At 69.2% G+C, this 20,501-nt stretch carries 18 protein-coding genes, 3 pseudogenes and 1 riboswitch; of the genes and pseudogenes, 10 read left to right on the forward strand and 11 right to left on the reverse strand.

Annotation, left to right across the window (positions count from 1 at the left end; translation table 11 throughout):
* Positions 1-417: 417 nt before the first annotated feature.
* Positions 418-1,158 (forward strand): annotated as a pseudogene (locus tag BN118_RS11165) (Bug family tripartite tricarboxylate transporter substrate binding protein); the annotation flags it as partial.
* Here BN118_RS11165 and BN118_RS11170 read toward each other — a convergent pair.
* Positions 1,155-2,105, reverse strand: a complete 951-nt coding sequence (locus BN118_RS11170) for an IS481-like element IS481 family transposase (RefSeq protein WP_010930208.1) — start codon at positions 2,103-2,105, stop codon at positions 1,155-1,157. The pseudogene BN118_RS11165 and the gene BN118_RS11170 sit on opposite strands and share 4 nt — an antisense overlap.
* Positions 2,106-2,203: 98 nt before the next feature.
* The gene (locus BN118_RS11175) at positions 2,204-2,500 is read right to left on the reverse strand and encodes a hypothetical protein (RefSeq protein ID WP_003811452.1); all 297 of its coding nucleotides are present in this window, start codon (positions 2,498-2,500) and stop codon (positions 2,204-2,206) included.
* Between the two features lie 106 nt (positions 2,501-2,606).
* Here BN118_RS11175 and BN118_RS11180 point away from each other — a divergent pair, with 106 nt between their 5' ends.
* Complete coding sequence (locus tag BN118_RS11180; protein WP_014905834.1) at positions 2,607-3,524, forward strand: LysR family transcriptional regulator; 918 nt, start codon at positions 2,607-2,609, stop codon at positions 3,522-3,524.
* Between the two features lie 4 nt (positions 3,525-3,528).
* Here the strand turns inward: BN118_RS11180 and BN118_RS11185 are convergent, their stop codons facing one another.
* The 3 genes and pseudogenes from BN118_RS11185 to BN118_RS19545 form a co-directional block, all read right to left on the reverse strand.
* Positions 3,529-4,242, reverse strand: coding sequence for an SDR family oxidoreductase (locus BN118_RS11185; RefSeq protein ID WP_010930507.1), 714 nt, complete (start codon positions 4,240-4,242; stop codon positions 3,529-3,531).
* A gap of 13 nt (positions 4,243-4,255) precedes the next feature.
* Complete coding sequence (locus BN118_RS11190) at positions 4,256-5,227, reverse strand: Bug family tripartite tricarboxylate transporter substrate binding protein (RefSeq protein WP_010930506.1); 972 nt, start codon at positions 5,225-5,227, stop codon at positions 4,256-4,258.
* 124 nt (positions 5,228-5,351) lie between these two features.
* A pseudogene (locus BN118_RS19545) lies at positions 5,352-6,962 on the reverse strand (N-acyl-D-amino-acid deacylase family protein); the annotation flags it as partial.
* Here BN118_RS19545 and BN118_RS11200 point away from each other — a divergent pair.
* From BN118_RS11200 to arsH, 4 genes and pseudogenes are all read left to right on the forward strand, one after another.
* Positions 6,947-7,327 (forward strand): ArsR/SmtB family transcription factor, encoded by a 381-nt coding sequence (locus BN118_RS11200; RefSeq protein ID WP_019249653.1) that lies wholly within the window; start codon positions 6,947-6,949, stop codon positions 7,325-7,327. The pseudogene BN118_RS19545 and the gene BN118_RS11200 sit on opposite strands and share 16 nt — an antisense overlap.
* 3 nt (positions 7,328-7,330) lie before the next feature.
* Positions 7,331-8,518 carry an MFS transporter gene (locus BN118_RS11205; protein WP_014905835.1) on the forward strand — a complete coding sequence of 396 codons (1,188 nt, stop codon included), beginning with the start codon at positions 7,331-7,333 and terminating at the stop codon, positions 8,516-8,518.
* A 23-nt stretch (positions 8,519-8,541) separates the two neighbouring features.
* Positions 8,542-8,964: pseudogene (gene arsC, locus BN118_RS11210) on the forward strand (arsenate reductase (glutaredoxin)).
* The gene (gene arsH / locus BN118_RS11215) at positions 8,957-9,679 is read left to right on the forward strand and encodes an arsenical resistance protein ArsH (protein WP_010930503.1); all 723 of its coding nucleotides are present in this window, start codon (positions 8,957-8,959) and stop codon (positions 9,677-9,679) included. Before arsC ends, arsH begins: the two are co-directional and overlap by 8 nt.
* Here arsH and BN118_RS11220 read toward each other — a convergent pair.
* Positions 9,676-9,867, reverse strand: coding sequence for a hypothetical protein (locus BN118_RS11220; protein ID WP_023852764.1), 192 nt, complete (start codon positions 9,865-9,867; stop codon positions 9,676-9,678). The two genes, arsH and BN118_RS11220, sit on opposite strands and share 4 nt — an antisense overlap.
* 105 nt (positions 9,868-9,972) lie before the next feature.
* On the opposite strand from BN118_RS11220, the gene BN118_RS11225 reads away from it, so the two are divergent.
* A complete protein-coding gene (locus tag BN118_RS11225; RefSeq protein WP_010929956.1) occupies positions 9,973-10,923 on the forward strand; it encodes an IS481-like element IS481 family transposase in 951 nt (316 codons plus the stop codon).
* Here BN118_RS11225 and BN118_RS11230 read toward each other — a convergent pair.
* Positions 10,920-11,627 (reverse strand): LysR family transcriptional regulator, encoded by a 708-nt coding sequence (locus BN118_RS11230; RefSeq protein ID WP_041166279.1) that lies wholly within the window; start codon positions 11,625-11,627, stop codon positions 10,920-10,922. The genes BN118_RS11225 and BN118_RS11230 overlap by 4 nt on opposite strands.
* Before the next feature lie 157 nt (positions 11,628-11,784).
* Here BN118_RS11230 and BN118_RS11235 point away from each other — a divergent pair, with 157 nt between their 5' ends.
* From BN118_RS11235 to BN118_RS11245, 3 genes are all read left to right on the forward strand, one after another.
* On the forward strand, positions 11,785-12,780 hold the full coding sequence (locus BN118_RS11235; protein ID WP_014905836.1) for a Bug family tripartite tricarboxylate transporter substrate binding protein: 996 nt from the start codon (positions 11,785-11,787) through the stop codon (positions 12,778-12,780).
* Between the two features lie 39 nt (positions 12,781-12,819).
* On the forward strand, positions 12,820-14,025 hold the full coding sequence (locus tag BN118_RS11240) for an FAD-dependent monooxygenase (RefSeq protein ID WP_014905837.1): 1,206 nt from the start codon (positions 12,820-12,822) through the stop codon (positions 14,023-14,025).
* 95 nt (positions 14,026-14,120) lie between these two features.
* Positions 14,121-14,209, forward strand: a riboswitch (glycine riboswitch).
* A gap of 159 nt (positions 14,210-14,368) precedes the next feature.
* Entirely contained in the window at positions 14,369-15,580 is a 1,212-nt protein-coding gene (locus BN118_RS11245; protein ID WP_003811478.1) for a D-amino acid dehydrogenase, read from the forward strand.
* Between the two features lie 30 nt (positions 15,581-15,610).
* Here BN118_RS11245 and BN118_RS11250 read toward each other — a convergent pair whose 3' ends face one another.
* Genes BN118_RS11250 through BN118_RS11265 form a run of 4 tightly spaced genes read right to left on the reverse strand, consistent with a single transcriptional unit; the run spans position 15,611 to position 20,491 of the window.
* The gene (locus BN118_RS11250) at positions 15,611-16,078 is read right to left on the reverse strand and encodes an acyl-CoA thioesterase (protein ID WP_014905838.1); all 468 of its coding nucleotides are present in this window, start codon (positions 16,076-16,078) and stop codon (positions 15,611-15,613) included.
* Positions 16,075-17,229: an iron-containing alcohol dehydrogenase gene (locus BN118_RS11255; protein WP_014905839.1), complete on the reverse strand. Its 1,155-nt coding sequence runs from the start codon at positions 17,227-17,229 to the stop codon at positions 16,075-16,077. Before BN118_RS11255 ends, BN118_RS11250 begins: the two co-directional genes overlap by 4 nt.
* A complete protein-coding gene (locus BN118_RS11260) occupies positions 17,226-18,410 on the reverse strand; it encodes an acetyl-CoA C-acyltransferase (protein WP_014905840.1) in 1,185 nt (394 codons plus the stop codon). Before BN118_RS11260 ends, BN118_RS11255 begins: the two co-directional genes overlap by 4 nt.
* The gene (locus BN118_RS11265) at positions 18,407-20,491 is read right to left on the reverse strand and encodes a 3-hydroxyacyl-CoA dehydrogenase NAD-binding domain-containing protein (protein ID WP_014905841.1); all 2,085 of its coding nucleotides are present in this window, start codon (positions 20,489-20,491) and stop codon (positions 18,407-18,409) included. Before BN118_RS11265 ends, BN118_RS11260 begins: the two co-directional genes overlap by 4 nt.
* Positions 20,492-20,501 lie beyond the last annotated feature (10 nt).

Here is a 20,501-nt window from a genome sequence, read left to right on the forward strand (position 1 = left end):
CTCCGGGAAGGGTCCGGCCCTCTCTCTCGCGGCGGCGAAAGGCGAGCGTGGCCGGGGGCTATCGGCGGAACCCTGGCCCAGCACGTCGCAACAACTCACTACCGCGCTTCTCGAAGGCAAGATCGCCCGGGGAACAAGCGCTGTCAATCGAAATATCAGGTAGCGTTCTGGCAAGACCGGCCAAGAATCTCACCCGAAAAATATCAGATTCTTGTAAGTTACGCACGGATCTATGCAAAAGCGGGCTGTTTGCGACAGTTTTCCCGTAGCTGTCTACCAGCTGAAAGCAGGTTATCGCATGTTGGGGTTGACCCGCATTTCCGCCTGACTGCATTTTCGGTGCAATGGCGCACCCCAAGACGCGGCCGTCACGAACGGCCGCCCATGCAGCCCCTCTGGAACAACCAGGAGACAACCTTGAGCAAACCCGCTTCCATTAAGATCCTGCTCGGCGCGCTGGTGGCCGGCGCCTGTGTCACAGGCGCCGCCGCCCAGGCCCAGCCCTACCCCAACCATGCGGTGCGCCTGATCGTGCCGTTTGCCGCCGGCGGCACCACGGACATCGTGGCCCGCATCGTGGCCGAGGGGCTGGGACGCGAGCTGGGGCAGCCGGTCGTGGTGGAAAACCGCGGCGGCGGCGGCGGCGCGATCGGCGCCGACGCGCTGGCCAAGGCCACCCCGGACGGCTATACGCTGGGCGTGGCCACGGTCAGCACGATGGCGACCAACCCGGCCACCAACCCCCAGACCCCGTACGACCCGCTGAAGGACTTCACGCCCATCACCAACCTGGTCAGCGTGCCCAACGTCATGACCGTCAACCCCAAGATCGCGGCCCAGACGCTCAAGGAATTCATCGCCCTGGTCAAGGCCAACTCGGGCAAGTACAGCTATGCCTCGTCGGGCACCGGCAGCATCTCGCACCTGGACGGCGAGCTGTTCAAGTCGCTGACCGGCACCGACATGGTCCACGTGCCCTATCGCGGTTCGGGGCCGGCGCTCAACGACACCATCGCCGGGCAGGTCAACGCGCAGTTCGACAATCTGCCGTCGTCCATCCCGCACATCCAGGCCGGCAAGCTGCGCGCCCTGGCCGTGGCCGCGCCCAAGCGCGTCAGCGCCCTGCCCGACGTGCCGACCTTCGGCGAAGCCGGCTACCTGTGAACTGTCAATAGGTTGTATTCGTCCAGGTTGAGTCTGGAGATGGGTACAGCGCGCCCGATGCCTTGGTGGGGTCGATGCCAGTTGTAGTGGTGTAGCCAGGATTTCATGGCATCGGCTCGGTGTTGGGAGTTCTGGTAGGTGTGAGCGTAAGCCCACTCACGCAAGGCCGACTGGATGAAGCGTTCGGCCTTGCCATTGGTCTGTGGGCGGTAAGGTCGGGTAAAGCGGTGCTTGATGCCCAGCTCATGGCACAGCGCGGCGAAGGCGCGGCTGCGAAAGGCCGAGCCATTGTCGGTGAGCAAGCGCTGGATGGTCACGCCCAGGCGCTGGTAGTAGGCCACTGCGTCCTTGAGGAACTGGACGGCGCTGGGGAAGCGCTCGTCGGGGTGGATGTCGGTGAAGGCCACGCGGGCGTGGTCATCGATGGCCACGAAGACGAAGTCCCAGCCGGCCCCCTCAACGGTATCGCGTCGGTTGCCCGTGACCCGGTGGCCAGGGCGCTGGATACGTCCCAGCTTCTTGATGTCGATGTGCAGCAGATCGCCGGGGGCCTGATGCTCGTAGCGCACCACCGGCTCGGCCGGCTCCAGGTCGGCCAGGTGCGACAGACCGGCGCGGGCCAGGACGCGGCTGACGGTGCTGGCTGACACGCCCAGCGCCTGGGCGATGCGCGCTTGGGTCAGCCGCTTGCGGCGCAGCTCCACGATAGCCAGCGCCTTGGCCGGCGCAATCGCTCGGGGCGAGACCGTCGGGCGCGAGGACGCATCGGCCAAGCCCGCCTGGCCCTGAGCCAGGAAGCGGCCCAGCCATTTGCGCACAGTCGGCGCGGTGACCCCATAGGCGCGGGCCGCTTCAGGCACACAAACTTGATGGGCGATCAATTGCTGGACCATTTCGAGTCGACGTAGGAAGGTCAATCGGGCATGCTTATGGGTGTTCATCCGGCCGGGCTCCTTGAGTGAACTGGGGGATCGGCGATTTCCAGTTTCTCAAATCCGGTTCGGATGAACCATGCATACAACCTATTGAATCTTCACAGCTAGACCCTGTACAGCGCGTAAGCCAGGAAACCCGCGCCCAGCGCGAGATGGATGGCGACCCCGTACCGGCCTTGCAGGATCGACGCGGGCCGCTGGCCGCGCACCAGGCACGCCAGCAGACCGGAATGCGCCAGCAGCAGGCCCACCGGCCACAGCGCCAGGAAAAGCAAGACCCCGAGCGGGTCCGGCCCGTAGCCGTCGCCGTGACGCGGGGCCTTGTAGAGCGTGACGGCGATCGCCCAGGCCGCGAGCGCCAGCACGCTCAGGACGAAACTGATCCGGTAATAGAGAGACAAGGCGGACTGCTCCTGTTGGAATGTTGAATCCGACCGACACCGCGTCCTTCCCAGGCTTGGCTGGCCGGCGGCATCGACGCCATGATAAAAGACGGGGCCGACAAGCATGGGCCCAACCGACATGAGAGTATCCACCCGCCAGCTCCAAGCCTTCCTGCTGGTCGCCGAGGTCCGCAGCTTCACGCGCGCGGCCGAAACCCTGCACGTCACCCAGGCGGGCCTGAGCTCCATGATCAACGAACTGGAGACGCAGGTCGGAATCCGGCTGTTCGAGCGTTCGAACCGCGCGACCGCCCTCACCCAGGCCGGCACGCAGTTCCTGCCCTATGCCCGCCAGGCCGTCGAAAGCCTCAACAAGGGCATGCTGGAGCTGTCCGCGCTGAACCGCCGCCAGCAAGGCGGGATCTGCGTCGGGGTGTCGCCCTTGATCGCCAGCACGGTGCTGCCGGCCGTGATGCGCGAGTTCCAGCAATGCACGGGCCGTTCGTGCGAGGTCGTGGACGCCGAACTGGAAGTGCTGCACGACATGGTGGAGACCGGCAGGCTCGACGCGACCTACGGCACCTATATGCGCCGCGCCTCGCGGCTCAAGAGCGAGTACATCTTCGGCATGGCGCTGCGGCTGGCCGGTCCCGGCAGGCTGATCCCGCCGGGCCTGGAGATCGCGGGGGTGGAAGACTGGGCGCGCCAGCACGATATCGTACTGTGGGCGCTGCCGGACTCCAACGCGGTCCAGCAGGTCGTCGACCGGTACCTGCTGGAGGTCGGCGCGCATGCCCTGCGCCGCCAGGAGGTCTGCCACGTGGCCACGGTGGCGTCCTTGATCAGCGCCGGCATGGGGATGGGTTTCGTGCCCACTTTCCTGGCGGATTTCTACGATCGCGACACGGTCGGCCAGATTGCGCTGCCGCAGGGCGCGCCGGCGGTCGATTTCTATTGCACGAGCGACGCGTCCAATCCGGCCTCCTCGTCCATCCACGTATTCTCCAGGCTGCTGGCGGCCCACTGCAGCGCCGCCGCATAGCGCTCTAGCAGCGGTTCACGATCGGAATGCAGGCGCCGTTGATCTGGGCGGCCAGCGGCGAGGCCAGGAACAGGATCAGCGCCGCCGCCGCGTCGAGCGACACCCAGCGGGAAAAATCGGCATCGGGCATGGCGCGCCGATTGCCCGGGGTATCCAGGGTGCCGGGCAGCACCGCGTTGGCCGCGATGCCCTGGTCGCGGGTTTCGGCGGCCAGGGTCCTGACCAGTTCGGCCACGCCCGCCTTGGACGCGGCATACGCCCCGAGCCCGGCGTGCGCGCGCCCGATGGCGTCCGAGCCGATGCACACGACATGCCCGGCGCCGCGCGCCAGCATCAGCGGCAGCGCGGCCTGGCAGGCCACCACGGCGGTGCGCAGATTGAGCGCGTACATGTGGTCCCAGGCCTTGACCTTGCCCTCGGCCAGCGTTTCGTGATGGAAACCGCCGGCCACGCTGACCAGGGCGTCGAGCCGGCCGAACCGGCGCGCGATCGTGTCGAAGGCATGGCGCGTGCTGGCGACGTCGTTGAGATCGACGTCGAGCAAGGCCAGGTCGGCGCCCGCCTGCGGCAGGCCGGCGGCGTCGGTGGCCTGGTCCAGCACGACGACCTGGTCGCCGCGCTGCTTGAACCGCTGCGCCAGCGCCCTGCCCAGCGCGCCCATTCCGCCCGCGATGGCCACCACCGCCGCGCCATCGCCGGCTGTTGCTTGCGTCTTCATGCCGGGCCGCTCATCAGTTGGTTTTCATGTCGACCGATTTGACGATGGGCGCCCACTTGCCCAGGTCGCTGTCGATCTTGCCGGCCATGTACGCCACCGACAGGTCGCTGGCCGGCCGCAGGCCGATGTTCTGCAGCGCATCGCGCACCTTCTGCTTGTCGAACACCTTGCGCACGCTGGCGTTGAGCCTGGCGATGACCGCGTCGGGCGTGCCCGCGGGCGCCACCAGGCCATACCAGGGTTCGACATCGAAGCCTTTCATGCCGCTTTCCTGCATGGTCGGGATATCGGGGATGCGGCCGTCGCGCTGCGACCCGGTCACGGCCAGCGCGCGCAGCTTGCCGGCCTGCACCATGGGGACCGCGCTCAGGTCGCTGAACATCAGCGTCAGCCGCCCGCCCAGCAGGTCCGACCTGGCCGGTCCGCCGCCGCGGTACGGGACGTGCGTCATCTTGACCTGCGCCGTGGTGCTGAACAGTTCGCCCGCCAGGTGCATGGTGCTGCCGGTGCCGGACGAGCCGAAGGTGGCCTGGCCAGGATGTTGCCTGGCATAGTCGGCCAGATCCGCCACCGATTGGATCTTGCTCTCGGGGTTGACGACCAGGATGTTCTGCGTGGTGACCAGCATCGACACCGGCTTGAAGTCCTTGACCGGATCGAAGGGCAAGTCCGGGTACAGCGACGGGTTGATGGTCAGGATGCTGATCGTGCCCAGCAGCAGCGTATAGCCGTCGCCCGGCGACTTGGCCACGATATCGGCGCCGATGTTGCCGCCGGCGCCGGTCTTGAACTCGGTGTACACCGGCGTACCCAGGTCGCTGGACAGTTGCTCGGACACCAGCTGCGCGAGCGGGCCGATCGTGGCGCCCGGCGCGAAGGGCACCACCAGCTTGATGGGCTGGTCGGGAAACGCGGCCTGGGCCGGGCCCTGCCAGGAAGCCGCAAGCGCGGCGAACGCAAACGCTGCACAGATGCCTTTCATCATGGTCTTCTCCTCCTTGTTTATTGTTCGTGGGCCGTCGCCGGCCGCGCTGTGACGGCGCGATCAGGCGGCCGCGGGCCCGGCCGCCCTGCTCCCCCGCCCCCCAATGCTTGAGCAGGAAGGTCGGGAAGCTGGCGTCGGAGATCAGCGCCACGTGCGCGCCGCCGTCGCCCAGGCCGATGACCGTGTTCGGGTCGGCAAGCATTTGCGCGCAGGCGTCCAGGTTCTGGTCGGCATAGTTCGCGAATGGCGAGAACAGCAGCGCCTTGCCGTCTTCCTCGAGCAGGCAGTCGTAGGCCAGCTCGGCCGGATCGGCGCCGGCGCGCCGGGCCAGCGCCGCGATCGAGCGTTCCGGGCCCGGGTCGTAGCACGGCGGGTTGCCCAGCGGAAAGATGTTGTCGAACTCGTTCAGGCGCTTGCCCAGCGGCGTATCCTGGCTCTCGCGCAGCAGCTGCGCGCGCAAGGCCGGGTCCCGCATGCGGCGCACCCGCTCATCCAGCGCAAGCTGGGCGATGGCCTTGTAGCTGGCGCAGTCAGAGAAGACATTGCGGCTGCCCTGCAGCCCCAGCAGCACGCCTACCCCGCGCGGCGCGACCTGCGCGCGGATGGGCAGGCCGTCGGCCGCCGCCTGCGTCGTCAGGGCCAGCAGCCGACGCCACCCGTCCTTGTTGCCGTGCTTCTGCATCAGCGAGAACGACAGCGGCCGGCCGGATTTCTCCACCAGGCGGCGCATCATGCCGAACTCGGCCTCCAGCATGTCCGGATCGTCGAAGTCGATGATGATCTCCAGCACGCCGCCGCCGGCATCGGCCAGCCCCATGGCGATGCCGGTCAGCTCTTCCTCGGCCGCGCGCAGCGACGGCATCGGGTCGCCGGTGACCGAGCGGTGATTGATCGAGCGCGAAGTCGAGAAGCCGATCGCGCCATGGCGCATGGCCTCGGCCGCCAGGCTGCGCATCCGCGCGATGTCCTCGGGCGTGGCCATCTCGAGCCGCAGCGCGCGCTCGCCCATGACGTACACGCGCAGCGCCGCGTGCGGCAGTTGCGCGCAGAAATCGATGTCGTGCTCGATCCGTTCGGTCGCGCGCAGGAAGTCGGGAAACGTCTCCCAGGCCCAGTCCAGCCCTTCGTGCAGCGCGATGCCGGGGATGTCTTCCACGCCTTCCATCAGCTCGATCAGATTGCCGCGATCGGCCGCGCGCACCGGCGCGAACCCGACCCCGCAGTTGCCCATCACCACCGTGGTCACGCCGTGCCAGCTGGATGGAGCCAGGCGGGAATTCCAGATGATCTGCCCGTCGTAGTGCGTATGGATGTCGACGAAGCCTGGCGTGACGATCTTGCCGCGCGCGTCGATCTCGGCGGCCGCGCCCGGCGCGATGTCGCCGATCTCGGCGATCAGGGCGCCGCGCACCCCGATGTCGGCGACCCGGGGCGCGCCGCCATGCCCGTCCATGAGCAATCCGCCGCGGATGACAAGATCAAGTGCCTGTTCGTCGTGCATTTCTTCCTCGATTGAGCTGCCCTGTGCGCGTCTGCGTTGGGGCCGGATTCGGCAATGCCTGCCCCGACGAATTACACCGGCGAACCCCGCGAGCGACAAGCAAGGATTTCTTATGCTGCGACAAGGATTCCCGATCCACGGCGCGGCCTCCAGGCCGTTCGCCCGCCCACCTGCCCCGCCCGGGCCGGCAATTCGGCGCAGCCCATCATGACTATTCAATGATTCAAGAATCATTGTATTATTTTGGCATGAATGCAGAACAAGCCGTTTCCTCCCTCGGCGCCCTGGCCCATGCGCAACGCCTGAGCGTGTTTCGCGCCCTTGTCGTCGCGGGCCCGGCGGGGCTCACGCCCAGCGTCATGGCCGACGGGCTCGGCATCGCCCGCAATGCGCTGTCCTTTCACCTCAAGGAGCTGGCGCACGCCGGCCTGGTCAGCGTCGAGCAACAGGGCCGCAATCTGATCTACCGCGCCGATTTCTTCCGGATGAATGCATTGCTCGGCTATCTCACCAAACACTGCTGCCAGGGCGCGACCTGCGAGGTGTCCGATTCCCGAAAGAACACAGCCGGTTGCGACGCCGGCGCCAGGCGGGCCTGATCCATGCCAGGCGCACCGGTTCGCGTCGTCGGGATCCTGGGAACCGCCCAGACGCTGGCCTGGGCCTCCTCGTACTATCTGCCGGCGATGCTGGCGGATCCGATGGCTCGCGACCTGGGCGTGTCCACGCCGACGGTCTATGCGGCGTTCTCCGCCGCCCTGGTCGCATCGGCGTTGATCGGGCCATGGACGGGACTGGCGATCGACCGCCACGGCGGCCGTATGGTCCTGGCCGGCACCAGTCTGTTGTTTGCCCTCGGGCTGGGCATGCTCGGCGCCGCCCAGGGCCTGTGGACGATGGTTGCCGCCTGGCTCGTCATGGGCGTGGCGATGGGCGCCGGCCTCTACGAGGCCGCCTTCTCCAGCCTGGTACGCCTTTATGGCCATCACGCCCGCGGGGCCATCACCGGAATCACGCTGATCGCCGGTTTCGCCAGCACCGTTGGCTGGCCGCTTTCCGCCTGGATGGAGACGCTGTTCGGCTGGCGCGGCGCATGCCTGGGCTGGGCGGCCTTGCATTTGATGATCGGCCTGCCGTTGAACGCCTGGCTTCCCAAAGCCGTTGCCGCCGAGACGCCAAGCCCGGATGCCCCGGCCGCGCAGGAGGGGACCCTCCCTGCTGCGCGGCCGGGACCGCAGGGGCTGGCCACCGCCCTGCTCGCCTTCGTGTTCGCGGCGACGTGGTTCATCAGCACCGCGATGGCCACCCACTTGCCGCGCATGCTGCAAGCCACGGGCGCCACGCTCGCGGCCGCCGTGGCCGTGGGCGCGCTCATCGGTCCCGCGCAAGTGGCCGGCCGCCTGCTCGAGTTCGGCTTGCTGCGGCATGTTCATCCTTTGCTGTCGGCGCGCCTGGCGGCCCTGGCGCATCCGGCCGGCGTTGCCGTGCTGTTGGCCGCCGGCCCGGCGCTGGCCCCGCTGTTCGCCATCCTGCATGGGGCGGGCAACGGCATCCTGACCATCGCCAAAGGCACGTTGCCGCTGGCGCTGTTCGGCCCCCGGGGCTATGGCGCGCGCCAAGGCTGGCTGATGATGCCGGCGCGGGTCGCGCAGGCGCTGGCGCCATTTCTCTTCGGCCTGGCGCTGGACGCCTGGCGCGCCAACGCTTTGTGGCTATCCGGGGGCATAGGCCTGGCAGCCTGCGCCGCGCTGCTCGTGCTGCGCGCGCGGCCCGACCCAATCAAGCCCTAGTCTTGCATCAACAGAGGTGTGTCATGACTTCCATCACGATCTATCACAACCCGGCCTGCGCGACATCGCGCAATGTGCTCGGGCTGATTCGCAACAGCGGCGAGTAGCCGGCCATCATCGAATATCTGAAGACGCCGCCCGACGCCGCAACGCTGCGGTCGTTGATCGTCGCCATGGGGATGCCGGTGCGCGACCTGCTCAGGCAAAAGGGCACGCCTTACGACGAGCTCGGTTTGTCGGATCCGAAATGGACAGACGAGCAGCTGATCGATTTCATGCTCCAGTACCCGATCCTGATCAATCGCCCCATCGTGACAACCCCACTGGGAACGCGTCTGTGCCGGCCGTCGGAAACCGTTCTGGATCTCCTGTCCCGGCCCCAGCGCGGCGCCTTCGACAAGGAGGACGGGCAGCCCGTCATCGATGCGGACGGCAACCGTGTCTGAGGTTCTCGCCGATCTGCCCAATATCGATCCGTCACGGTTCAAGCAGCCGAGCGCGGCCGAGCTGTTCCCGCCCGGGCGCGCCACGCATGCCCCGCGCTTCCTGCTGCTGTATGGGTCGTTGCGCGAGCGCTCCTATAGCCGCCTGGTCGCGGAGGAAGCCGCGCGGCTGCGCCGGGCGCTGGGCGGCGAGACCCGGCTGTTCAACCCGTCCGGGCTGCCGCTGGTCGACGACGCCAGCGAGGACCATCCCAAGGTCCGTGAGCTGCATGAGCTGGTCCGGTGGGCCGAAGGCATGATCTGGAGTTCGCCGGAGCGGCACGGCGCCATGAGCGGCCTGATGAAGACGCAGATCGACTGGATCCCGCTGTCGATGGGCGCGATGCGCCCGACCCAGGGCAAGACGCTGGCGGTCATGCAGGTATCGGGGGGATCCCAGTCATTCAACGCCGTGAACCAGATGCGGGTGCTGGGCCGCTGGATGCGCATGCTGACCATCCCGAACCAATCGTCGGTGGCCAAGGCCTACCAGGAGTTCGACGAGGCGGGACGCATGCAGCCTTCGCCTTACTATGACCGGGTGGTCGACGTGGCCGAGGAGCTGATGAAGTTCACCTTGCTCACGCGCGACGCGTCGCCGTACCTGGTCGATCGCTACAGCGAGCGCAAGGAAGCCGCCGAGACGCTGTCGCGGCGCACGGCGCAAGCCCGCATCTAGCGCGCGGCCGTGGCGCCCATGTGTTCGGCCGCCACCGAGCCGAAGCATTGCGCGAAGGCGTCGATGCGCTCGCCATCCCCCTGCCCGGCCCGCATGATGCAGTAGTAATCGACCGCCACGCGCGGCGCCACCGGCACCAGGCTGACGCGCCAGCGCCGGCGCGCCACCGCGGCGAACGACGGCACCACGGCCTAGCTGTGAAGATTCAATAGGTTGTATGCATGGTTCATCCGAACCGGATTTGAGAAACTGGAAATCGCCACCCCCCCAGTTCACTCAAGGAGCCCGGCCGGATGAACACCCATAAGCATGCCCGATTGACCTTCCTACGTCGACTCGAAATGGTCCAGCAATTGATCGCCCATCAAGTTTGTGTGCCTGAAGCGGCCCGCGCCTATGGGGTCACCGCGCCGACTGTGCGCAAATGGCTGGGCCGCTTCCTGGCTCAGGGCCAGGCGGGCTTGGCCGATGCGTCCTCGCGCCCGACGGTCTCGCCCCGAGCGATTGCGCCGGCCAAGGCGCTGGCTATCGTGGAGCTGCGCCGCAAGCGGCTGACCCAAGCGCGCATCGCCCAGGCGCTGGGCGTGTCAGCCAGCACCGTCAGCCGCGTCCTGGCCCGCGCCGGTCTGTCGCACCTGGCCGACCTGGAGCCGGCCGAGCCGGTGGTGCGCTACGAGCATCAGGCCCCCGGCGATCTGCTGCACATCGACATCAAGAAGCTGGGACGTATCCAGCGCCCTGGCCACCGGGTCACGGGCAACCGACGCGATACCGTTGAGGGGGCCGGCTGGGACTTCGTCTTCGTGGCCATCGATGACCACGCCCGCGTGGCCTTCACCGACATCCACCCCGACGAGCGCTTCCCCAGCGCCGTCCAGTTCCTCAAGGACGCAGTGGCCTACTACCAGCGCCTGGGCGTGACCATCCAGCGCTTGCTCACCGACAATGGCTCGGCCTTTCGCAGCCGCGCCTTCGCCGCGCTGTGCCATGAGCTGGGCATCAAGCACCGCTTTACCCGACCTTACCGCCCACAGACCAATGGCAAGGCCGAACGCTTCATCCAGTCGGCCTTGCGTGAGTGGGCTTACGCTCACACCTACCAGAACTCCCAACACCGAGCCGATGCCATGAAATCCTGGCTACACCACTACAACTGGCATCGACCCCACCAAGGCATCGGGCGCGCTGTACCCATCTCCAGACTCAACCTGGACAAATACAACCTATTGACAGTTCACACCTAGCCCAGCCCCGCCTCGACCATGGCCAATACCGTTTCCAGGTGCGTGACCACGCGCGCCGGCGCATCGCCCTGCACGCCCAGGTGCCGGTTGACCAGGCGCTGGATCGGATTCTCGTCGGGCAAGGCGATCAGCCCGTCGCGGTCGATCTGGGGCCAGCGCACCGACCGGCGCCGCTCGCCCTCCACGCGCGGCACGGCCAGCGCCAGCCGGGCCGGGAAAACGGTTTGCCGCCGTATGCCGGCCGCGCGCGTGAAGAAGGCGCCGAAGCCGGCGTCCAGGTCGCCGCTTTCCACCCGGGCGGCGATCAGGCTGCGATCCAGGTCCATCACTTCCACGCGCACCTGCGGCGCCAGCGCCTGGAAACGCTTGAGCACATCCGGGATCACGCTGCAGGCGATCAACGGCGTCACGCCGATGCGCAGGCGGTCACGTCCGCCGGCGCCCAGGGCCCCCAGTTGCGCCACCGCCGCGCCCAGGTCCTGCACCGCGCGCTGCGCCACCGGCAGCAGGCTCTGGCCCGCCGGCGTCAGGCGGACCGCGCGCGTGGTGCGCTCGAACAGCCGGCTGCCCAGCTGCGTTTCCAGGTCGCGCACCATGGCGCTCAGCCCGGCCTGCGAGATGTGCAGCTGTTCGGCCGCCTTGGTGAAACTGGCATGGCGCGCCACCGCGAGAAAGGCGCGCATCTGGCGAAAGGAGAAGTTCATGGTCGGCCGGCCGGGGGGGAAACAGGCATTCATATTAACAAGCAATGCTTGTCAATTTATCCAATATTGTTCTTTTACTTATTTAATCCGATGCGGTGAAATAAGCCCATCGGCCCATGCGAGGCCTCATTGCCACAAGAGACACAGGAGACGAGACATGACGAGTTCGCCCGCTTTGACCATGACGCTGCGCGCCGTGCTGGCGCTGGCCGCCACCGCCAGCCTGGCCCTGGGCCCGGCCGCGCCGGCGGCCGCCGAGACGTTCCCCGCCAAGCCCGTGCCCCTGGTCGTGCCCTTCCCGCCCGGCGGCCCGACCGACACCAGCGCGCGCCTGTTCGGCGCCGTCATGGCCGACAAGCTGGGCCAGCCCGTCATCGTCGAGAACCGCGCCGGCGCCGGCGGCAGCGTCGGCACCACCGTGGTCACCCGCGCCAAGCCCGACGGCTACACCCTGCTGTGGGGCGGCACCAGCAGCATCGTGGTCGCGCCGGCCCTCTACACCAACCTGCAGTACGACCCGATCAAGTCCTTCACGCCCATCGGCATGGCCGTGCGCGGCCCGCTGATCCTGGTCAGCCGCCCCGACCTGGGCCCCAAGGACATCGGCCAGCTGCGCGACTACGCCAAGAACCATGACCTGAGCGTGGCCTCGGCCGGCACCGGCTCCATCGGCCACCTGACCGCCGAGATGTTCAAGAGCGAGGCCGGCGCCCGCATGCTGCACGTGCCCTACCGCGGCGGCGCGCCGGCCCTGACCGACGTCATGGGCGGCCAGGTCGATCTGTTCTTCGATACGGTCACGCTGCTGACGCCGCAGATCCGCGCCGGCAAGCTGCGCGCCTACGCCGTCACCGGCAGCCAGCGCTACAGCGGCCTGCCCGAGGTGCCCACCGTCGCGGAGACGATCGGCAAGCCCTTCGAGGCCTACTCCTGGTTCGGCCTGCTGGCGCCGGCCGGCACCCCCGCGCCGGCGGTGCAGGCCCTGACCGACGCGCTGGCCGCCGCCGCCAAGGATCCCGAGGTCATCAAGCAGCTCAGCGCGCTGGGCCTGGAGCCGGTCGGCGACACCCCGCAGGAGTTCGCCCAGGCGATCCGCGCCGACCTCGACAAATGGACCGGCGTGGTCCGCAGCGCGGGCGTCAAGCCCCAGTAACCGCGCCTACGCATACGCGACACAGAAGGACAACCCACGATGCCCGACACCTCCTCCCCCCGGATCCTGATCGCCGGCGCCGGCCTGGGCGGCCTGACCGCCGCGCTGGCCCTGCAGGCGCGCGGTTTCCAGGTCCGCGTGCTGGAACAGGCCGCGCAGCTGCGCGAACTGGGCGCGGGCATCCAGCTCAGCGCCAACGCCAACCGCGTGCTGTACCAGCTGGGCCTGGGCGCGGCCCTGGAACAGGTGGCCAGCCCGGCGTCCGGCAAGCGCATCCGCCTGTGGAACACCGGCCAGACCTGGCCGCTGTTCGACCTGGGCGCGCAGTCCGTCGAGCGCTATGGCTACCCGTACCTGACCATCTACCGCGCCGACCTGCACCGCGTGCTGGCCGAAGCCGTGCTGGCGCGCGATCCGCAGGCCATCGAACTGGGCGCCCGGGTCGAGAGCGTCGCGAAGGACGATGCCGCGGCCAGCGTCACGCTGGCCGACGGCAGCACGCGCCAGGCCGATATCCTGGTGGGCGCCGATGGCGTGCACTCGCGCGTGCGCGCCGCCCTGCATGGCCAGGACCAGGCGCGCTTCTCCGGCGCGCTGGCCTGGCGCGGCGTCATCCCGGCGCACAAGCTGCCGCCGCATTTGCGCGAGCCGTATGCCGTCAACTGGGTCGGCCCCGGCGCCCATGTCATCCACTACCCGCTGCGCCGCGGCGAACTGGTGAACTTCGTCGGCATCCTGGAGCGCGACGACTGGCAGGTCGAGTCCTGGACACAGCAGGGCACGATCGCGGAATGCGCGCGGGATTTCGCCGGCTGGCACGAGGACGTGCAGACGCTGATCCATGCGCTGGATACGCCCTTCAAGTGGGCGATGATGCTGCGCGAGCCCCTGGCGCGCTGGACCAGCGGGCGCATCACCCTGCTGGGCGACGCCTGCCACCCGACCCTGCCGATGCTGGCCTCGGGCGCGGCCATGGCCATCGAGGACGGCTACGTGCTGGCGCGCTGCCTCGACGGCATGCGCGCCGATGCGCGGCAGGCGCTGGTCCGCTACCAGGATCTGCGCGTCGAGCGCACGGCGCGCGTGGTGCGCGGCTCGGCCGAGAACGCCAAGCGCTTCCACAACCCGGAGCTGGCGCACGCGGCCGGCGCGGCCGCCTATGTCGAACAGCAATGGAGCGAGGCCCGGGTACGCGAAAGATACGAGTGGCTCTTCACGTACGACGTGGACGCCGAACCGGTCTGAGGGCGCCGCCCGCGCGTGGCCAGGGTTTCCCCTTGGATGCGCGCCCGCGTCTTGTCCTGCCGGCGCAATCGCTGTAACTTGTGCCGGTTCCACCAACGTGCAGTTCGGGAGAGACCGTCCAGCGGACGGCGCCGACGGAGCAACCACCCCGGAAACTCTCAGGCAAAAGGACCGACCTGCTGGAACATCTGGAGAGTGGCGCGCGGTACGGCGCCCACCGAAGGGGATCCCTGGCGCGTTTGCAGCGGCGCACGGGTGAAGCTCTCAGGTAAATGGACAGATGGGGTTGCGGCCGGGCCATTCCGATGGCCGGCAGACGCCAACCTCCTCTGGGACCACGACCATGTCTCGAATCGCCGTCATCGGCGCCGGCATCACCGGCGTCACCACCGCCTATGCGCTCGCCTTGCGCGATCACCAGGTCACGGTGTTCGACCGCCACCGCTATAGCGCGATGGAAACCTCGTTCGCCAACGGCGGGCAGCTCTCGGCCAGCAACGCCGAGGTCTGGAACAGCCGCTCCACGCTCTTCAAGGGCCTGCGCTGGATGCTGCGGCGCGACGCCCCGCTGCTGCTCAATCCCCGGCCCAGCTGGCACAAGTACTCGTGGCTGGGAGAGTTCCTGCGCCAGATCCCCCGCTACGAAGCCAACACCATAGAAACCGTGCGGCTGGCCATCGCCGCGCGCCAGCATCTGTTCGACATCGCGGCCCGCGAACGGATCGATTTCGATCATGAGCGGCGCGGCATCCTGCACTTCTATGCCAGCAGGCGGGAGTACGACAGCGCCTTGCGGGTCAACGCCCTGCTGCGCGCCGGCGGGCTGGAGCGGCGGCCCGTATCGCCCGAGGAAATGCGCGCCATCGAACCGGCCCTGCAGGGCGACTTCTACGGCGGCTTCTTTACCGAGTCGGACTCCACCGGCGACATCCACAAGTTCACCACTGGCCTGGCCCGGGCCGCCGCGCGGCACGGCGCGCTGTTCCGCTACGAAACGCCAGTCAGCGGCATCGACCATCGCGGCGGCGCCATCGCCATCACGACCGCCGAAGACGTCGAACGCTACGACAAGGTGGTGATCTGCGCGGGCGTGGGCAGCCGCCGCTTCGCCAGCATGGTGGGCGACCGCGTCAACATCTATCCGGTCAAGGGATATTCGATCACGGTGAGCCTGGACGACGAGGCCAGCCAGGCCGGCGCGCCCTGGACCAGCCTGCTGGACGACCGCGCCAAGATCGTGACCAGCCGGCTCGGCGCCGGCCGGTTCCGGGTGGCCGGCACCGCCGAATTCAACGGCTTCAATCGCGATATCCGCGCCGACCGCGTCGAACCGCTGGTCGCATGGGTGCGCCGGTATTTTCCGCAGGTCTCGACCAGCCGCGTCGTGCCCTGGGCGGGCCTGCGGCCCATGCTGCCCAGCATGCTGCCGCGCGTCGGGCCCGGCAAGCGGCCGGGCGTGTTCTACAACACCGGCCATGGCCACCTCGGATGGACGCTGTCGGCCGCGACCGCCCAGCTGGTTGCCGAAGCGGTGACGGCCGGCGCCGGCACGTAGACGGCAGGCAGGCGGCCAGCGGCGCGCGCCTCAAGCGCGCCCGGCCGCCGCCAGCCGGCCCAGGCAGGCCCGCAGGCCGGCTGGCAGCGCCACGGGGCGGCGGCTGGCGCGGTCGACGTAGACATGCACGAAGTGGCCCTGGGCCGTGCACAGTTCGTCGCCGGGGCGGAACACGCCCAGCTCGTAGCGCACGCTGCTGCGCCCCACGTGGGCCACGCGCAGGCCGATCTGCAATGTTTCCGGGAACTCGGCCGGCGCGTGGAAATTGCAGTGCGTTTCCACGACCAGGCCGATCACGGCGCCCGCCTGCGGGTCGAGCTGACCGGCCGACGCCAGGTAGCGATTCACCGCCGTATCGAAGTAGGCGTAATACACGACGTTGTTGACATGCCCATACATGTCGCAATCCATCCAGCGTACCGGCATGGCCTCGAAATGGCCGAAGCCGGCCCGCTGCCACCGTTGCGGACGCGGGGCCTGGCCCGCGCTATCGTTCACAGCGCCTCCCGGTAAAGGCGCAAGGCGTCGTCGTAGCCGAGCTCCCTGGGGTTGTTGACCAGCAAACGCTGTTGCTGCATGGCCTGTTGCGCGAGCATGGGCAGATCGCGTTCGGCCACCCCGACTTCGGCCAGGCGCCGCGGCAGCCCCAGACGCGGCCCCAGGCTGGCCATTTCCTGCACGAATCCTTCGGCGCGCGCCTGCTGCGGGCCGTCGACCTGCGGACAGGCGATCTGCGCAAGCTGGGCATAGGCGGCGCCGGCCTGCGGCAGGTTGAAACGCAGCACCGCGCCGAACATCAATGCATTGGACAGGCCGTGCGGCACGTGGAAAACGCCGCCCAGCGGATAGGCCAGCGCATGCACGGCCGCCACCGGCGCATTGGCGAACGCCTGCCCCGCCAGCATCGCGCCCAGCAACATGTCATGGCGGGCCGCCATGTCGGCGCCGTCGCGGCATGCGGGGCCGATGGAACGGCACAGCAGGCGCAACGCCTCGCGCGCCAGGCCATCGGAGATCGGGTTCTTGCGCAGCCGGCTGGTATAGGCCTCGACGGCGTGCACGATGGCGTCGATGCCGGTGGCGGCGGTCACGGCCGGCGGCAGGCCCCGGGTCAACGCGGCATCCAGTACGGCGATGTCGCAGTACAGGACGGGGGAGACAATGCCCGCCTTGGAGGCGTCCTCGCGGGTCACGATGGCGATGGGCGTGGCTTCCGAGCCGGTGCCGGCCGTGGTCGGCACCTGCACCAGCGGCAGGCGCGCCGTGGCGACGCGGTCGATGCCGTAGCTGTCGCGAAAGTCGGCCGCGGAGCCGGCGAACGCCGCCACCAGTTTCGCGATATCCATCGACGAGCCGCCGCCGAAGCCGATCACGCATTGCACGTCCGTTTCCCGGCCCCGCGCGATCGCCTGGCTCACCACCGCTTCGGGCGGATCGGCCAGCACGCCGTCGTAGACCTGGACCGTGTGGCCGGCGTCGCGCAGGCTTTGCGCCAGGGCCGCGACCAGGCCCAGCCGCACCAGCTGCTCGTCCGTGACGACCAGGATGCGGCACGGCCCCCATTGCGCCGCGACCGCCTCGCCCAACCGTTGCGAGGCCCCCTCGCCCGCCAGCGTGCGGGCATGTGTCCGAAACTCGAATCCGTTCATAGCACCTCGAATAGTCCCGCGGCGCCCATGCCGCCGCCCACGCACATGGTCACCACCACATAACGCACGCCCCGGGCGCGCCCTTCCAGCAGCGCATGCCCCACCAGCCGCGCGCCGGACATGCCATAGGGATGGCCCAGCGCGATGGCGCCGCCGTTCACGTTCAGGCGTTCATCGGGCAGGCCCAGGCGGTCACGGCAATAGATTACCTGCACGGCGAACGCCTCGTTCAACTCCCACAGGCCGATGTCGCCGATCGCCAGGCCGGCGCGCGCCAGCAGGCGGGGCACGGCCTGCACCGGGCCGATGCCCATTTCATCGGGACGGCAGCCCGCCACCGCAAAGCCGCGGAAGCAGCCCAGGGGCCGCAGGCCACGCGCCCGCGCGGCAGCCGCGCGCATCAGCACGCAGGCCGAGGCGCCGTCCGAAAGCTGGCTGGCATTGCCCGCCGTAATGCAGCCGCCCTCGCGCACGCTCTTGAGCTCGGCCAGTTTTTCGGAAGTCGTCCCGGGGCGCACGCCTTCGTCCTCGGCCACCAGCATTTCGGTTTCAACGGGCGGCGCGCCGTGCGGGTCGGCCGCCAGGTGGCTCACACGCATGGGCGCGATTTCGTCGCACATGCGGCCGGCCGCGCGCGCCTGCGCGGCGCGCTGCTGGCTGCGCGCCGCGTACTCGTCCTGGCGCTGGCGCGAAATGCCGTAGCGCCGGGCGATCACTTCGGCGGTATCGATCATGGGCAGGAAAATCTCCGGCTGGTGCCGCGCCAGCCAGGGGTCCTGTTCCATGTGGTGATTCATGTGTTCGTTCTGCACGCAGGAAATCGAATCCAGCCCGCCCGCCACCACGATATCGGCGCTGCCGCACAGGATGGACTGGGCGCCCATGGCGATGGCCTGCAGCCCGGACGAGCAAAGCCGGTTCACCGTGACGCCGGGCACCTCGACCGGCAGGCCGGCGCGCAAGGCGGCCTGGCGCGCGATGTTCTCGCCCGCCGTTCCTTCCGGGCGGCCGCACCCCATGATGAGGTCATCGACCTCGGCCGGCTCGATCCCGGCGCGCCGCACCGCGTGCTCGACGGCGTGCCCGCCCAGGGTGGCGCCATGGGTATTGTTGAAGGCGCCCCGATAGGCCTTGCCGATGGGCGTGCGCGCGGTCGATACGATGACGATGTCGTCGCTCATGCGCCCTCCTGGCCGTGATCCTGCAGCCGGCCGCCCTGCGCCGCCAGGCGGGCCAGCAGGCCGGGCGGTTGCCAGAATTCCGGTTCCGCCGTGGCGGCGCGCCGCCGCAAGCCGGCCACCACCGCCGGCAGGCCCATGGCGTCGGCGCTGTGGCAAGGGCCGCCGCGCCAGCGCGGAAAGCCATAGCCGGCCAGGAACACCGCGTCCACGTCCGTCGCGCTGGCCGCGATGCCCTCCTCCAGCAGGCGCGCGGCCTCGACGACGAGCGCGTGCAGGCAACGCTCGACGATCTCGTCGGCCGCAATGGCCCGGCGGGATACTCCGGCCTCGCGCGAAGCGGCCGCAATCATGGCCTCCACCTCGGCATCGCGCCGGGGCTGCCGGCCGCCGTCCGGATAGCCATGGATCCCGCTGCCTCCTTTCAGGCCGAGGCGGCCCGCCGCGCTGACCCGGTCCAGCCAGTCGGGCCAGGGCCTGTGCGGCATCTCGCTGCGCTGCCGCAGGCGGATGCTGTCGCCCACGTCCAGGCCCGCCAGGTCGGCGACCTGGAACGGGCCCATGGCGAAGCCCCAGTCGCGCAGCGCCGCGTCGACCTCCATGGGCATGGCGCCCTCGTGCACCATCAAGGCCGCCTGCCGCAGATACTGATGCCACATGCGGTTGCCGATGAAGCCGTCGCACACGCCGGCCACCACGGCGGTCTTGCGCAAGCGCCGCGCCAGCCCTTGCGCGGCGGCCACCACATCGGCGTGGGTGGCCGCGCCGCGCACGATCTCGAGCAAGGGCATCACCGGCGCGGGGCTGAAGAAATGCAGCCCCACCACGTCCTGCGGGCGCCGCGTGCTGTGCGCGATCCGGTCGACATCCAGCGTCGACGTGTTGGTGCCCAGGATGGCGCCGGGCTTGAGGACCCGGTCCAGCTCGCGGAAAACCGCGCATTTCACCGCCATGTCCTCGAACACCGCCTCGATGGCGAGATCGGCCTGCGCGATGCCGGCCATCTCGCCGGTTGTCGCGACGGCGGCGACACGCTGCTCGGCCTGCCTGGACGTGAGCCGCTTGCGCGCGGCCAGGCGCTCGAAATGCTGGCATACCTGCGCGCGCCCCTGCGCCAGCCGGTCGGCGTCCACGTCGTGCCAGATCACCGGCAGGCCGGCGTCGGCCAGGCAGATGACAATGCCGGTGCCCATCGTGCCAGCCCCCACGACCGCGACCTGCTCGATGCGCCGGGCCGACACATCGCCGGCCGGCGGGCGCGGCCGCTCGGCAAAAAAGGCATAGCGCAAGGCCCGCGCCTCGGCCCTGTCGCGCAGGCGCGCGAACGACTCGCGCTCCAGCGCCCGCCCGGCGTCGAACGGCCCCTGTGCCGCGGCAAGGCATGCCAGCGCCGCCTCGCGCGCCGCCGCGCTGCCCACCGGCCGGATGGCGGCCGCGCGCGCCGCCTCGGCGATCGATGCCGGCGCCAACGCAGGCAAACTGGCAACGCGGCGCCGCGCCAGCCCGCCCGGCGCGTTGCGCATCCACGCCAGCGCCTGCTCCAGCGTATCGTCGGCAGACAACAGCGCATCGGCCAGTTTGCACCGCAGCGCGGTTTCGCCGCCCACGGGTTCGCCGCCCAGCACCATCTCGACGGCATGGCGCGCGCCGACCAGGCGCGGCAAGCGCTGCGTGCCGCCGGCGCCAGGCAGCAACCCCAGCTTGATCTCCGGCAACCCCAGCGAGGCGCGCGGCGACGCCAGCCGATAGTGGCACCCCAGCGCAAGCTCCAGCGCGCCGCCCAGCGCCGCGCCATCGAGCAGCGCCACCACGGGCACCGGCGCGTTCTCGATGCGGTCTATCAGTTCGGCCAGCCCGGCATCCTGGTCCGACCCTGCCTGGTCGAACTCCTTGATATCCGCGCCAGCCGAGAAAATGCCCGGACGGGCGCTGACCAGCAGCAGCGCCCGCACGTCCGGCCTGGCGTACACCTGCTCCAGGCATTGCGCCAGGCCGTGCCGCAACGTCCGCCCCAATGCATTCACCGGCGGGCTGTCCAGGGTCACGACTTCTATGTCGCCCCGCATCGCGATCGCTACCGACATATCCAGGCTC

This window comes from Bordetella pertussis 18323 (genome assembly GCF_000306945.1).
In the GTDB taxonomy this organism is placed as follows: Bacteria; Pseudomonadota; Gammaproteobacteria; order Burkholderiales; family Burkholderiaceae_B; genus Bordetella; species Bordetella pertussis.